Genomic DNA, 13,996 nt, shown 5'->3' with positions numbered 1-13,996 from the left:
TCTCGGTCATGGCACAGGAATTCACCAGGACCACGGTGCCAGCGATCCTGCCACCGGTGCAGCACACGCTGCAGATGATGCGAGACCCTCTACGGTTCTTGAATTCGCTACCGGCACACGGTGATCTGGTCAATATCTGGTTGGGTCCGATCCGCGCCGTGGTGGTATGCCATCCGGAACTACACCGCCAAGTCATGTTGCGCGACAACGTGTTCGACAAGGGCGGATTCCTCTACGACCAAGGGCGGGAGGTACTCGGTGACGGCCTGATAGCATGCCGGCACGTCAAGCACCTGCGGGATCGGCGACTTGCCCAGCCCGCCTTCCATCACAGCCGGATGCCCGACTACGCGCGGATCATGCTCGATCAGATCACCGCGTACGCCGACACCTGGCAGCCCGGCGCCGTACTCGACCCGGTACGCGAAATGACGGCGGTCACCGCACAGATCACGGCCGCGACCATGTTCGGCGATCGGATCACCGCGGCCGAACTCGATGCGCTCAATGCCGGATTCGCGGAACTGGCTCGCGGCTGGTATCTGCGGATACTGCAGCCAGGACCGATACGCCGACTGCCGATCCTGGGCAACCGGCGCTACAACCGAACACGAGACCAGCTGCGTAGCACACTCACCCGGATGATTACCGCGGCGAAACACGACGGCACGGATCATGGTGACCTGCTGTCCATGCTCGTCGCCGCAGCAGACGACGACGGCACCGGCTGGACCGACGACGAACTGCTCGAACAAGTGGTGAACTTCTTCATCGCCGGCGTCGAAACCACAGCCAACCTGCTCGCCTGGACATGGCAGCTACTGAGCGAATACCCGGATATCCAGAACAGACTCCACACCGAGGTCGACGCAGCAGACCGCCCCCTGCAGGCCGACAGCCTGCCATGGACCCGGCAGATCATCACCGAAACCCTACGGCTCTACCCACCGGCATGGCTGCTGACCCGACAAACGACCACCGATACCGAACTGGGCGGACACCACCTGCCGGCGGGCACCACAATGATCGTCAGTGCCTACCTGCTGCACCACCGACCCGACCTGTTCCCCAACCCGGAACAGTTTCGACCGCAGCGATGGGCCGACACCGACCCCGCCCGCGACGCCTACGTCCCGTTCAGCGCCGGGGCACGCAAATGCATCGGCGATTCTGTCGCCATGACCGAATCCATCCTGGTGCTGGCCACCATCGCCGCCCGCTGGCAACTCGAACCGGCCACCGGCCGCCCCATCAAACCCGCCCGCAGCGCCGCACTCAGCCCACACGCCGCCCGCATCCGTATCACCGCACGGGACTGACCATCTGGGCTCCTGAACCGACTCAGGATTCCAACCATGCCCCGCCGATGGAGTCAGCCTGGACATCGCGGCCACAGCAGCATCCACCGATACCAGTCATCATGGAGCTGGACGAAGCCGCATCCTGATCCCCGACTTCGCAGCAGGCCCCGTCCCCGACACCTTCTGGTGCGAGACGGGGCCTGTTTCGTTCACGGTCAATTCGTCCAGCACGACGAGGTTTCCGCCACAGCGCTTGGCCTCATACATTGCGTTATCGGCGCAATTGAGCAGGTAATCGGCGGTGAGCCGGTGCAAGGCGCTGGTACCCGAACCGTCGTAGACCGCGACACCGACGCTGGCGGTGATCGCCGGTTCGTTGGATTCGGAGACGGCGCCGCGGAGCCGTTCCGCCTCGACCCATGCGGTCGCGGCGCACATGTGTCCGATGACGACGAACTCCTCACCGCCGACGCGGGCCACCACCGCATGCGGCTGAGCCGCGTCCCGCAGCCGCTGCGCCGTGCGCACCAGAACCTCGTCGCCGATGTGGTGGCCGAAAGTGTCGTTGACGGTCTTGAACCGGTCGAGATCGAGGCTGATGACGCCGACCGGCGGATCGCCTTGCAGCATCTTGACCAGCTGATATTCCAGACCGCGCCGATTGACCAGCGTGGTCAGCGGGTCCGACCGGGACTCCGTCCGCAGCAACCAGTAGGCCATCTGTAGCATGGGCAGTACGACAGCGATAGTGGCCACGCTGGTGAGATCTACCCCGATCGCCGCATACGCGTCGTTCCCCTCGATCACCATCCGTACCGACAGCAGCAGTACCCACAGCAGCGACCAGAAGGTGTGCAGCGCAAGCACTTTGGCGCTGTGGAAGAACGTCAGATAGCCGCCGGTGACCACCAGCAGAGTCAGTCCGGTCGCACCGTACACGCGGTCGGTGGCCTGCGCACACGTCACCGCGATGGCGAAATCGGCGCCACCGATCAACACCAGGGATTCCGTCGCGCTGGGCCACGGCAGCAGCCCCCAGCGAAATGCCCAGAACACGGCGAAGCCGATGACGATCAAGTCAACCGTCATACCGAAACCGGACTGCGGGCCGTAAGGCGAGAGCACCGTCACAATGCCGATGGCCGCCATCAAAACGCCGCCGGAGGCCATGATCAGCCTCATCCAGCGCAGTGCCGAGTGGGATACGAGTGTGTGGACCAGCCAGTAGTAGTCCGCTGAGTCTCGCCACCACGCCTTGAGCGACGGGAAAGCCTCGAACATCGGGCCACCACCTAGCGTCGACAGAAGATTCCGAATCCTTCCCTAACGCCTAGCGCGAGACTGCGTCGTTGGAATCTCACCAGGTCACTTGGGCCAGTGTATTGGTCAGTCGGTTTGATTGCCAACGGTTGTCTGGCCGAGTAGCACAGAGCGGCTGCGCATTGGTCGAGATGTCGGCCTGTTGCCCACACGCGGGGCCAGCAGCGCCCGTCAACCCTCCGCCTCGAGATCCCACCCGCCGACCGAATACTCTGGCGCCCGTTGGTCGGCAACATCCGGGAGATCCCTTATGGCAAGTTTTATTTTCGATGTGGATGATGCGGCCTTCGAGAGGGATGTACTCCAACGGTCGGTCGCAGTGCCGGTAGCGATGCTTCACTGATTCACTGAGCAATGATCAGGACCTGTGGATGACGGGAAGTACTTCTATCTCGGTTGAATGTTGTACTTCTGGTGTGGGTTTCGGGTGGTTACCTTCGAATCAGATTGTGGTGCAGTCGCTGTCGCGCAGCTGCGCCGAAAGTCGGTCGGCAGTAGTGATGTCGGCCGCCGACTGCGTGTCCGGTCATCCCCGCGATCATCAGCACCGCACCGATGATCAGGATGATGTCTCCGGTCGGGGCTCGGAGCAGAGCAAGAGATTTTGTCCAGGAGGCTGTCGACGGCGGCCAGCGAGGAGCCGCTGTCGCGACATGACAGTTCCCGGGAACTGGTCGGATCTGGCGACAAAGGTGTGTTCGGTCGGCGACAATCGGACGTGGAAGGCCGGACAAGCGGATTCGGTCCGATCGGCCGAAAAGGCTTGGCGGTCGATGGTGTTCTGTAGTGGCACAGCGTGATTCGTCCACGACCAGCCGTCAGCGGACGAAATCACCACCGGGACACCCTATTTCGCCCCGCCCCGCCCCGCCCCGCTTCGATTGCGCGCACCCGCACATATCCCTCGCTCGCGTCAGCCCGAACGGAAATCGCTGCTCGGGTGGCTGAGCCATCCGGTAGCAAGGGCTCGGTAGTACTCGTTGGTGGTCAGTAGTTCTCGATGATCGCCCGCGGTGACGACCGTGCCGTGGTCGAGGACGATGATGTGGTCGGCGGCTTGTACCGTGGAATATCGGTGCGCGATGACCAACAGGGCGCATTCGGTGGCGATCCGGTCGACTGCGCGGTGCAGCGCTGCCTCGTTGACGGGGTCCAAATGGGCTGTCGGCTCGTCGAGCAGCAGCAGGCTGGGGTGGGTCAACAGCGAACGGGCCAGGGCGATCCGCTGACGTTCGCCACCGGAGAGTTTCATACCGTGCTCGCCGACTTCGGTGCCGAGCCCATCCGGTAGTCCGGCGATCAGCTCGCCGAGGTTCGCCAGCTCGATCACCCGCGCAACCTCGTCATCGGGTGCGTCCGGGGCGGCGTAGGTAATGTTGTCTCGCAACGTGCCGTACAGCAACGGGGCGTGCTGCTCGACGAGTCCTATCTCGGCTCGATGGCCGGAGCGACTCCTGAGGCGAATATCGTTGCCGTGGAATAGGATTTGGCCTCGATCGGGATCGTAGAATCGTTCGGCGAGCGCGAAGATCGTGGATTTTCCGGTGCCCGAGCGGCCGATCAAGGCGACATGACCCCGGTGCGGCACGCGAAAGGAAACCCCGCACAGCACGGGTTCCCGGGCGTCGTAGCCGAACCACACGTCACGAAACTCCAACACCGGGTGCACACGCGCCGGGGGGTCGTCTCTCAGAACCGCTACGCCCGCACTGCCATTGGCGTGTCGCGCCGGCGCGACGGAGATGCCGTCGGGTTCGCGGGGCAGGGCGAGGGCCTCGTTGATGCGGTGCAGAGCGCCTGCGCCCTGCTGTATCGTGCTGACCGCTTGGAACATCGAGCCAATCGTGCCGGCAAAGTAGCTCAGGTAGAGCATGAACGCGACCAGGTCGGCAACGGAGCTGGTTCCGGTGGCGACCCGAACACCGCCGACGAGCAGGACCACGAGGAACGAGCCGTGGACCACCAGCTGGCTGGCCGGGCCGATCACGGCGTCCAGCTTGGCCATCCGCACAGCCGCAGTGTAAGTATCTTCGGCTCGCCCGGTCACGCGGTCGGTTTCGCGTTCCTCGGACCGGCTGGCACGGACCGTGCGGATCGCTGCCAGCACGCGCTCCAGGTCCGCGGCCAACGCGCCGGTCGACTGTTGGACGTCCAGCGAGGCCGACCGGATCCCGCGCAACACACAGGCAACGATGAGTCCACCCACGACGACGAGAGCGACGATGATCAGGAAAAGCGCCGGGTCGAGCCAGATCATCAGCGCCACCGTGCCGGCCAGTCCGATGCCGCCGGTGATCACGCCGACGAAACCCACGGCGATGACCCGGCGCAGCGCGGCGGTGTCGGTGCCGGTGCGGGAGATCAGATCACCGATCCGGTACCGGTCGTAGGCAGGCATGGAAAGCCGCAACAGATGCTGGATCAAACCGTGCCGGACACCGAGCACGATGCCCTCACCGGTCCGGGCGAGCACATACTGAGCGACCGCCTCGATGAACGCTTGGCTGACGAACAAGACGATCAGCCCGGCAACAGTGGTCCAGGGGATGCGGGTAGTCGCCCCGTCGATGACGTGCTTCACCAGCAAGGGTTGAGCCAAGCCCAGCGCCGAGCCGGCCAATGTCAACATCACCGCAAGGACTATCCACCGGTGCTGTCCGCGCATGAGGTGCCACCAGTCACGCAGCCGGGCCCTGTTGCGGCCGGTCGTGTCCTGCTCGCCGGCCGCGTCAGCCACGATGTGGCGGAACGGTGAAGAAGACGCGGTAGTAGTCCGGCGGGTAGGGCTCGTCGACCATGGCTCCTTCGGCCTCCACCCAGGCGTGTGCGTCGAACGGCGGCACTCGTCGCGCTCCGACACACCAGACCGGCCATTGCCCTCGGGATCGGCAAAGCAATGCCGTGGCCAGCGACCGGACAACACATCCTTTGAGGCCTGCACATGCCAGGCTCACCGCCACCACGGTGCGGCGCGCGGTAATAGCCTGCTCGAAACTGGCCGGGGGGACGCCTCGACTCAGCCAACCCAGTACACCGCGAATACGTCGCGGGGAGCGAGTCGCGAGCAGTCGAGCGGCCAACACCACCAGCCGGACGACGATCCGGCGTGGCAACGGCACCGAACGTGGTTGGTACCTCACCGCTTCCGGCGCGCTCATGAAGTTCCCTTCCGTATCGCCCATCGGTGACGCGGGGTCGGCTCGGCGGGCACTTCACGCACGACCAATCCCGTCGAGCACAACTCGCGGATCAGGTCCGCCACGTCGTGGCGAGCGGTGTCCGCGTCGACCTCGTACTGCTCGGTCAGTTCCCGAATCGCGTGGTCAGGGGTTCCGTCATTCAGCAAACTGCGCAGAATCAGGACGCCGGTGGAATTGAGGTCGTAGTACTGACCGCTGTCCTCGTCCAGCAGTGCGACCCCATCGTCGGTTTCGGCGACGAAAACGCCGTTACGCAGTGTGAATGTCATATCGTCAGCCCTCAACCATTTCTACTGGAACCGGTGAACCTTCCAACGACCGCAGCCATACCTCACACGCCAGGGTCTGCCGGAGCGAGTCTTCGCCCAGCTGCGCCGGTAGGGGGCCACGACACAGCTCGTGCAGCGTCGCGGCGTCGATCAGGCCCAGCCGTGCCAGCCGCGAGTCCTCCCACAACGCCAGCAGGTCGCCGCGGTGACGGCGGAACCCATTCACCTCGTCGGAGGTCGAAATGTCCTTGGTCTGGCGGGTCAGGGTCTCGTCGGGGACGATGCCGCGCATCGCTTCCTTGATCAGCGGTTTGTACCGCCACGGCGATACTCGATCCTGCGGCCGCACGGCCAGAGCCGCTTCGATGACCCGATCGTCGTAATAGGGCAGGGCGAGGGTGACCCCGAGCCGCTCGACCAGTTGACTGTACTGACGGAAGATGCCGGTAGTGATCTGCAGATTGTTCAGCTCACTGTGTGCCCCGCGCCGGGGTGCCAGCGGCTCAGCGGTACGCGCCGCGGCGTGGATCAGATCTCGCACCGCGGCGACCGCGGCCGGGGTGGCCCAGGGCGGCAGTCGCGACGGCAGTCCCCAATTCAGCCTTGGCGTCTGCTCCGTGGCCCGAGGCGCTACGAGGTTGTCGGCGACCCCGGCAAGCCAGGCCCCGTAGCCGTGGGTGTCCCACAGCTGTCGGAGCACCAGCCGTCGGGGCCACCGGCGCTTAGCGGAGAAACCGCGGATGTCCCGCCAGGCGGCCACGGGGTGGGTGCGTATCAGCCCGTGCAGATACGCGGGCGAGCCGGACAGCAGCTCGTCCCCGCCGAAGCCGGCGAAGTGCAGCCGCGAGCCACGAGCGGCTGCCTGGCGCACGACGAGCAGGCCTCTGTTGCGATCAACGACGACCGAGCACGGATGATCCAAAGGATCGTTCATGTCCAGCAGGCCGTCGTACAGCAGCGGCACCCGGTCTCTCGAGATGACGTGATGCTCGACGGTGCCCAATCCGGCGAGCGTGCGGGTCGCCCAGGCAACGTCCTCGCTCAGTGGGCTGTGTCCCGTTCCGGTGTAGGCGACAACTTCGGCCCGTCCGCGGGCGGCCAGACAGCACAGCGATGTCGAGTCCAGTCCGGCCAGGTCACAACTGAGCAGTGTGCGGCCCTGCCCCCGCACCTCGACCGCGGCGGCCAGCGCGTCCCGCAACACCGGCGCGCCCTCAGCCATCGGCACGAGCGGCTCCGGCGCTGACCACCACTTGATCGTCCGCGCGGGCTGCTTCGCCTCGAGCACCACATAGTGAGCGGTCGGTACGAGCGTGACACCACGCCAGACGGGCGTACCGCCCAATGGGTATGGCGAAAACGGATCGAGCAGATAGCTTGCCAGCCGCTGTTCATCGATCTCCGCGCCGAGCATTCCGGCCAGGACGTCGGCCCGATCCGCGGCGACGTCTACGTCGTCCACCCGGGCATGAAATACCTGCCGAAGCGCACCGATGGTCCCCTGTACCCGCACCCGGCCGGCCACCGAGGCCACCAGATGGAAACTACCCGCAGCCGAGGCCGCCAATCGATCGACGTCGGCGACCGTGCGGACCCGCCCTGCTGCCCGGATGAGCTGGTCGGTCGTGACCGCGTGTTGCCCGAACATCGCGATCCTGGTGTCTCCCGCCTCGCCGATGGTCACGGCACCGTCGGCCAGGCGCCCCAGCAGCCAGGGGCGCCCCGAGGGATGGCTGATCTCCCGGGTCGCCTGGACACGTAAGGCGGAGACGAGTGCAGTAGCCGATGGGTGATCGGGAAGAACGACGAACCACGACGGCAGGGTATTCAGTACGGCAAGATTGATCACGGTCGATCGGCTTTCCACGGCGAACTGTAAAATTCATCGAGACTTATGGCGGCGGAAGCGGAAAAGATTACCACCGCCACAAGTCGATCCAATTCGGTGACGACGGTCGGTGGCCGGCCACGATTTGTGGCTGCGGTCTCATCTCGCCGTCAGAGGTTCACTGCGCGTCTAGTCGCAACACCAAGACGCCATCGTGGGCGCCCGCGACGAGAGCCCCTGTCTTCTCGACGAACGAGCCAATCGCCCGAAGAGTCGGACGCTCATAAGTCTCACGCATACCTTTCACCTCCTTTCTCGTACTAGGAATTGCCGCCTGAATGGGATCAGGCGGAACCCATATCTGATACGTCAACGGAAATGTCATAAACGGAGAGGGTGCGCGCAAACCTCCGGAATAGGTGCCGCCATATCGCGGTCAGCTATACCTTGATGCGGACTCTGCACTGTTCAGGGCCCGCAAGCTGATTCATTCAGCGGCTCCCTCTACCGGTCGAGATCGGCCACTGGCCGAGCAACTCCGTACATTCTTACCTTATGTCCGGTCCATGCGAAATGTCAACGCCCCGGAGCGTCGTGGCGAATATGTCGATCAATGCCCGACAGTACCTTCGAGCGGGGACTGTGAAATGGCCCAAGGCTGGCTGGAAAGAATTTATCAACCAGACCAATAATGGACCGTCGAGTTCGTATCGTGATTTGCCGGCTCCCCTGCACGTGAAGCGTGTTATACCACTATCGATCAGCTCCGTCGCTTACGCCCGGTTACCCTTTGCCCGACCATTCGGTTCTTTTATGAGGGGGGCTAACCGTCCAGTTTTCCGTACATTTATCGGCTACATTTCGTAGCAGTCGTGAACGGGATATGGTATCGTACTCCGCTTCGCGCCGAAGCCCATTACACCAATGCCGGGACAGTAAACTTGGCGTCTGCGTCCAAACGCTCAGAATGGTCCGGTCGTGCGCGAGTAGTCATTATCATGCCGGTATGGCGAAATCGCTCTTATTGTCCAACGATCGCTACGACGAGATTTTCTACACCTACGCCGACTACCCGATCTGCGCACCGGTGAGCCTCGCCAGCGCTGATCTCCTGCTGCGGCGGGCGGCGTTACCGGACGGGGCACGTATTCTCGACCTGGGCTGCGGCGCCGCGGGATGGACCCGGCGAGCGCTGCGGCACTATCCCACGGCAATCGCCGACTGCATCGATATCTCCGCCGCGGCACTGGCTATCGCCCGCACTGCGGTCTCGGCAGACGGTGTCGCCGAGCGAGTTCGCTTCCACGAGTGCGACGTCACCACATTCGAGCCGGGCGACCGCTACGACTTGGTCCTGTGCGTGGGCGTCAGCTCCTTCCTCGGCGGGCTGCGATCCACGCTCGCCCTCGCCGGGCCGTACGTTCGCCCCGGAGGGCTGATACTCACCGGGGACAACTTCTGGGAGCGCGAACCGCATCAGGACATACTGGACATTCAGCCTCGAGTCCGCGAGGAGTGCCTCGACCTGCGTGGTACGACCGATCTCGTCACCAAGGCAGGCTGGTTGCCGGTCTACGGCCACGTCAGCAGACTTGACGAACACGACGACTATTGGTGGACGACAGTCGGAGCGGCGAACCGTTGGGCACTGGACAACTCCGATGACCCAGCCGCTTCAGAGGTTCATGACATGGCAGCCAAAGCACTCGACCAGTGGTTGCGCCTCTACCGGGGCGTAATCGGATGGGTCGACCTACTGCTGGCCCCGGCCGGACGTCAGTAGGCAAGTTGGTGGTGGTCGGGGTGGACGCGCTGGTGTTCCCGGGTGCTCGATGCACTCACCCCGGTCTGTGAACCCGCCGCCGACGGCGCGGCCACCACCGCCTTCGGCAGCCAGACCTTCCCCGCCTTCTACCTCATCGGCCCCGATGCCGTCACCACCACCGGCACCCACGCCGTCCGAAAACTCCCCAACACCACCACAACCCCCACCCCAGCACACCACTGACGGGGCGAGGGTATTCCCGAGATCTGTTCCGGGACTTCCGGTTACAGGATTCAATGCCGGCTCGACCGAAAGAGCTGGACAGAAAGGAATTGGCCGTGTGGGTCAAGGCAGTGACAATCACCGTCGCCGCGACGGTGACAGGGTTGGCGTCGGCAGTGCCGGCATCCGCGCAACCGGTGGCGTTGGCGCCCCACGAACGCGTCGACACCACCCCGACCGGAACACAATTCACCGTCGGCCACAAAGACGAGACGATCGAGCAGGTACCCGCACTCAACCAGACACCGACCTCGCTGGAGATGTTCGTCGGCAACACCAGCTACGGCCACATCACCGGACCCGGCACCGGGACACTCAAAACCGGGTACCTCCTCGGCTGCGCGGTCAACCTCACCGCCGTCTCCGTCGGCCTGCTCGGTCAACTCGGCATCGCACCCGGCCTCACCCTCGGCGGCGGAGTCGCCCCCTCCATCACCATCGGCCCCCAACTCGATGCCGGACCCGAACTCACCGTGACCCTGGCACCCGGAGCAATCGCCGACGTCCAGGGCGACACCCGGCCACTGACACCCGACACCGCCGAATACCTGACCCACCGCAACACCCACCTCATGCTCAACGGCTGCCTCGGCGGCGCAGCCATCCGCTCCTACACCACCATCACCATCACCACACCGGAAACCAACGACGGCGACACCATCTACGGCGACCCCACCCACCTCAACTAGCAGGCCCCTTCGAGACCACCGGAATCGACTTCGGTGGGACTACCGAAACCGCTGAAAGACTGACGTTTCCGGTAGCCTGGGAACCAGGGGGGATCGGATGGACACGCTCAGCGGTGGACGGTCGCGGCTGTCGCAAGGCATTACGGCGGTGATCTTCGGTCTCTTCAGCCTGATTTGGTTCGAATGGGGGCAAGAAGCTCCGCCTGGGTGGTTGAAGGTCTGGCTCGACATCGGTGCGGCAGTTGCCGGGCTCGTTGGAATTGCAGGTGCCGCAGTCTGTTTCCGCAATCGGTCCGCTGACGTACCTGTGCAGGATCCCGCAGCACGCCGCCGCCAGGGCATAATCGTCGGCACCGAGTTCGCCGTAGCCGGACTTCTCGCAGCTGTTCTGGGCATGACCGGGAACCCGACATTCATTCCGGTCGCCATTGCAGGCGTGGTCGGGGTGCATTTCTATTCGCTCGCAGCACCTTTGAACGATCCCGGCCTCCGGCCTCTGAGCGTTCTCACCTGCCTGGTCACGATCGCTGGCCTAATCACAGGTCTGACTTCGACTGTAGCCCCGAGCGCCGTTGTTGGTCCGGGTGTCGGGATCCTGTTGACCGGCTACGCCGCGCTTGGACTCGTAACACCTCCCTGGTACAAACCAAATCGGCTTACTGGGAAGAGCTGATAGTTCGTCGGCATGACGACCAGAACTTCACCAGTAACTGCAATGCCGTTGCTTGACATCGCAAGTGGTTCGTCGTGGTCGTGATGACATGTTGGTGGTGCGATCTTGTATCGGTCATGCATCCTTGGACCGGGTTGTCGGATCATGTGTGGTTGGGGGCGATGACCCGATGGGTGACTCCCGAGTTGATCTCCGATGCGCTGACCATGTGTGGTGTCGGGGACAACTGGACAGATGAATTCCGACACCGGTTGCAGCCGAATGTGGGATGCCACTCGCTGCCCCGAACGGCGATCTGTCCAGACGAAATTTGACATCACTCAGGGTCGCCGCGGCGGCAGGACAGCAGCTTGGCGGCGGTGGCGGATTCGGCGCGAGACAACTCCACGGATGCGAGGCTGAGCCCATGTCTGTGCGCAACACGGTGCAGGTGCGAACGCGACTTGCCGCGATCGCGGTCCTGGTCAACTTGATCGTTCCGGTCATCTTCACCGGGTTCCTTTTGTTCCTGGCACCGGGCCAGTTCTCGGCTGGGGAAGTGGCCAAACTCCAGAGCCGTGAGATTTGGGTCATGGCGGTGTTCGTCGTCGCGGCGTCGGTGATCGGTGGATGGCTGGTGGGGTGGCGGCCGTTCACCCCGATCGCGCGGTGGCTCACCGAGGGCCGTCCGCCGACGGGCGCCGAGCGCGAGCAGGTCCTCGGGTATCCCCGCCAGTGGGCGCTCAGAACGCTCGTCGCCTGGGCGTTCGGCATGGTCGTTGCGGGTGCCGTCGGGGCGACCGTGTCGCCGGTGGCTGTTCTCGCGACCGTCCTCGCCGTACCGGCAGCCGCAGTCGCGTGCGGCGGGATGGCGTACGTGATGGTGGAGCGGGTGATGCGTCCGATCACCGCCCTGGCGCTCGCCGACGTGGAGCCGCCGGAATCTCGTTCTCCTGGAGTCGGTTTGCGGTTGACCGCCCTGTGGGCGCTCGGCTGCGGATTTCCGCTGCTGGCCATCGCGGTCCTCGGTGTCCTCGACCTCAGCGGTGTCGGTTCCGGCCGGGAACGCGTGGTTGTGGCGGCCGTATTCCTGGCCGTGGCAGGGCTGCTGGTGGGGTTCGCCGCGACGCGATACGCCGCCCGCTCGATCGCGGATCCGCTGACAGCGCTGCGGGTGGCGCAACAACGGTTGCGAGCCGGTGATCTGACCGCGCGTGTCGAGGTGGACGACGGCAGCGAGATCGGCCTGCTCCAAGCCGGGTTCAACCACATGGCAGACGGTTTGGCCGAGCGGGAACGGCTGCGTGCCGCGTTCGGCGCCTTCGTCGATCCCGGACTCACCGAGCGCGTGCTGCGCGAAGGCATCGATCTCGCCGGTGCCGATGTGGAGGTGTCGTTGCTGTTCACCGACGTGCGCGGCTTCACCGCCTTCGCGGAAACCGCGGATGCGCGCGACGTGGTGGCGGCGTTGAACGAGCTCTACGGCACGATCGTGCCGATCGTGTTGCGCCACGGCGGCCACGCGAACAAGTTCATCGGGGACGGCTTGCTCGCGGTGTTCGGTGTCCCCGACCGCCTCGACGACCACGCCCAGCGATCCGTCGCCGCGGGCCTCGAGATCGTCGATGCCGTGCACGTCGGCGCTGCCGGCCTGCGGGTCGGGGTCGGCATCAACTCGGGCAAGGTCGTCGCGGGGACGATCGGCGGTGGCGGGCGCGTCGATTTCACCGTGATCGGCGATGCCGTCAACACCGCGGCCAGGATCGAGGCGGCGACCCGGCAAACCGGGGACGATCTGCTCATCACCCATTCGACCTGGACACAACTGCACGACGACCACGCCTGGGTCGAACGCGAACCGGTGCCGCTGAAAGGAAAGTCGCAGCTGGTCCGGATATACGCACCCTCGATCAAACCAGGCATACAGATACCCACACCTCGCTGAGACTGCCTCGGGCGTCTCAGCGACGGCGAGGGCTGCAGCGATAAGTGCGTCAAGCGTTGCGGGAGTGCGGAGCCGGGGTCGGTGGCCGCGAGGAGCGAGGTTGCTGCGCGCAGGCTGTCGGCGAGGGCTCCGGCGGTTAGTACGCCGGGATTGGTCGTGCGCGCGGTGACGGCCGCCTGCAGTAGGTGGCGAATGCCGAGAACGCGAATCACGATTGCCGCTTGTCGATTCCTCGGCGACTGAACTGCTCTGTCGGCGAACAGGTTTGCCATGGCCAGGTAGGTGATGTCGACCATCGACCGCGCGAGCAGGAAGGGAGTCATCGCCTGAGTCTCCTGGCCATCGTCACCGTCGCCGCGACGACTGCACCAGCGGCAGCACCCACCACAGGGCGATGCTGCGAGGCCCACAACTGGGTGCTGGTGTCGCGGGATTTGTCGTCGAAGGCGCCCGGTGTCGCCGAATTGGCTTGGGCCAACCGGGATTTCCTGATCCGGGCCTGCCGGTTTCTCGCGCACGAGGCGGGGATCGAGCAGTATCTGGATCTCGGCTCGGGACTGCCGACCTCGGAGAACACCCACCAAGTGGTACAGCGGATCAGGCCGAATTCGCGGGTGGTCTATGTGGACAACGACCCGATGGTGCTCACCCACGCGCGGGTATTGCTGGAAGAGAACACCCGGACCAGCATCGTCGAAGCCGACATCTTCCGCCCGCTGACCGTGCTCGGTCACCCGGCGGTGCG

The 13,996-nt window shown here is 64.6% G+C and carries 14 protein-coding genes; 7 read left to right on the top strand and 7 right to left on the bottom strand.

All coding sequences use genetic code 11. From position 1 onward, the window contains the following. Nucleotides 1-8 precede the first annotated feature (8 nt). Entirely contained in the window at nt 9-1,319 is a 1,311-nt protein-coding gene (locus ACIA76_RS40155) for a cytochrome P450 (RefSeq protein ID WP_397160221.1), read from the top strand. A gap of 99 nt (nt 1,320-1,418) precedes the next feature. On the opposite strand, the gene ACIA76_RS40150 is transcribed toward ACIA76_RS40155, so the two are convergent. The 7 genes from ACIA76_RS40150 to ACIA76_RS40120 all read right to left on the bottom strand — a co-directional run bounded on the left by ACIA76_RS40150 (nt 1,419) and on the right by ACIA76_RS40120 (nt 8,216). Continuing rightward, nucleotides 1,419-2,582, bottom strand: a complete 1,164-nt coding sequence (locus tag ACIA76_RS40150) for a GGDEF domain-containing protein (protein WP_397160219.1) — start codon at nt 2,580-2,582, stop codon at nt 1,419-1,421. A 470-nt stretch (nt 2,583-3,052) separates the two neighbouring features. Beyond that, nucleotides 3,053-3,430, bottom strand: coding sequence for a DUF6131 family protein (locus tag ACIA76_RS40145; RefSeq protein WP_397160217.1), 378 nt, complete (start codon nt 3,428-3,430; stop codon nt 3,053-3,055). Between the two features lie 104 nt (nt 3,431-3,534). Then, nucleotides 3,535-5,358, bottom strand: a complete 1,824-nt coding sequence (locus ACIA76_RS40140; RefSeq protein ID WP_397160215.1) for an ABC transporter ATP-binding protein — start codon at nt 5,356-5,358, stop codon at nt 3,535-3,537. Then, complete coding sequence (locus ACIA76_RS40135; RefSeq protein ID WP_397160213.1) at nt 5,351-5,779, bottom strand: lasso peptide biosynthesis B2 protein; 429 nt, start codon at nt 5,777-5,779, stop codon at nt 5,351-5,353. Before ACIA76_RS40135 ends, ACIA76_RS40140 begins: the two co-directional genes overlap by 8 nt. Beyond that, entirely contained in the window at nt 5,776-6,090 is a 315-nt protein-coding gene (locus ACIA76_RS40130; RefSeq protein ID WP_397160211.1) for a lasso peptide biosynthesis PqqD family chaperone, read from the bottom strand. Before ACIA76_RS40130 ends, ACIA76_RS40135 begins: the two co-directional genes overlap by 4 nt. 4 nt (nt 6,091-6,094) lie before the next feature. After that, on the bottom strand, nt 6,095-7,957 hold the full coding sequence (locus ACIA76_RS40125) for an asparagine synthase-related protein (protein WP_397160209.1): 1,863 nt from the start codon (nt 7,955-7,957) through the stop codon (nt 6,095-6,097). Nucleotides 7,958-8,096: 139 nt separating this feature from the next. Beyond that, the gene (locus ACIA76_RS40120) at nt 8,097-8,216 is read right to left on the bottom strand and encodes a keywimysin-related RiPP (RefSeq protein ID WP_397160207.1); all 120 of its coding nucleotides are present in this window, start codon (nt 8,214-8,216) and stop codon (nt 8,097-8,099) included. A gap of 708 nt (nt 8,217-8,924) precedes the next feature. Here ACIA76_RS40120 and ACIA76_RS40115 point away from each other — a divergent pair. From ACIA76_RS40115 to ACIA76_RS40090, 6 genes are all read left to right on the top strand, one after another. Continuing rightward, nucleotides 8,925-9,701, top strand: a complete 777-nt coding sequence (locus ACIA76_RS40115; RefSeq protein WP_397160205.1) for an SAM-dependent methyltransferase — start codon at nt 8,925-8,927, stop codon at nt 9,699-9,701. Between the two features lie 42 nt (nt 9,702-9,743). Next, entirely contained in the window at nt 9,744-9,926 is a 183-nt protein-coding gene (locus ACIA76_RS40110; RefSeq protein ID WP_397160204.1) for a hypothetical protein, read from the top strand. 95 nt (nt 9,927-10,021) lie between these two features. Beyond that, nucleotides 10,022-10,654 (top strand): MspA family porin, encoded by a 633-nt coding sequence (locus tag ACIA76_RS40105; RefSeq protein ID WP_397160202.1) that lies wholly within the window; start codon nt 10,022-10,024, stop codon nt 10,652-10,654. 97 nt (nt 10,655-10,751) lie between these two features. After that, a complete protein-coding gene (locus ACIA76_RS40100; protein ID WP_397160201.1) occupies nt 10,752-11,327 on the top strand; it encodes a hypothetical protein in 576 nt (191 codons plus the stop codon). Between the two features lie 406 nt (nt 11,328-11,733). Next, nucleotides 11,734-13,251, top strand: coding sequence for an adenylate/guanylate cyclase domain-containing protein (locus ACIA76_RS40095; protein WP_397160199.1), 1,518 nt, complete (start codon nt 11,734-11,736; stop codon nt 13,249-13,251). Nucleotides 13,252-13,673: 422 nt separating this feature from the next. Next, nucleotides 13,674-13,996 (top strand): SAM-dependent methyltransferase (locus ACIA76_RS40090; RefSeq protein ID WP_397160198.1); only part of this gene is annotated, 323 nt, incomplete at its 3' end.

Source organism: Nocardia sp. NPDC051570, from assembly GCF_044454005.1.
Lineage (GTDB): Bacteria > Actinomycetota > Actinomycetes > Mycobacteriales > Mycobacteriaceae > Nocardia.
The sequence above is the reverse complement of the archived record's forward strand: the minus strand, read 5'-3'. Positions and strand labels throughout refer to the sequence as shown.

Bases quoted from the DNA above. Each gene is read 5' to 3' on its own strand.
- ACIA76_RS40120 (WP_397160207.1), bottom strand. From the start codon at position 8,216: ATGCGTGAGACTTATGAGCGTCCGACTCTTCGGGCGATTGGCTCGTTC.
- ACIA76_RS40115 (WP_397160205.1), top strand. From the start codon at position 8,925: ATGGCGAAATCGCTCTTATTGTCCAACGATCGCTACGACGAGATTTTC.
- ACIA76_RS40095 (WP_397160199.1), top strand. From the start codon at position 11,734: ATGTCTGTGCGCAACACGGTGCAGGTGCGAACGCGACTTGCCGCGATC.
- ACIA76_RS40100 (WP_397160201.1), top strand. From the start codon at position 10,752: ATGGACACGCTCAGCGGTGGACGGTCGCGGCTGTCGCAAGGCATTACG.
- ACIA76_RS40150 (WP_397160219.1), bottom strand. From the start codon at position 2,582: ATGTTCGAGGCTTTCCCGTCGCTCAAGGCGTGGTGGCGAGACTCAGCG.
- ACIA76_RS40130 (WP_397160211.1), bottom strand. From the start codon at position 6,090: ATGACATTCACACTGCGTAACGGCGTTTTCGTCGCCGAAACCGACGAT.
- ACIA76_RS40135 (WP_397160213.1), bottom strand. From the start codon at position 5,779: ATGAGCGCGCCGGAAGCGGTGAGGTACCAACCACGTTCGGTGCCGTTG.
- ACIA76_RS40155 (WP_397160221.1), top strand. From the start codon at position 9: ATGGCACAGGAATTCACCAGGACCACGGTGCCAGCGATCCTGCCACCG.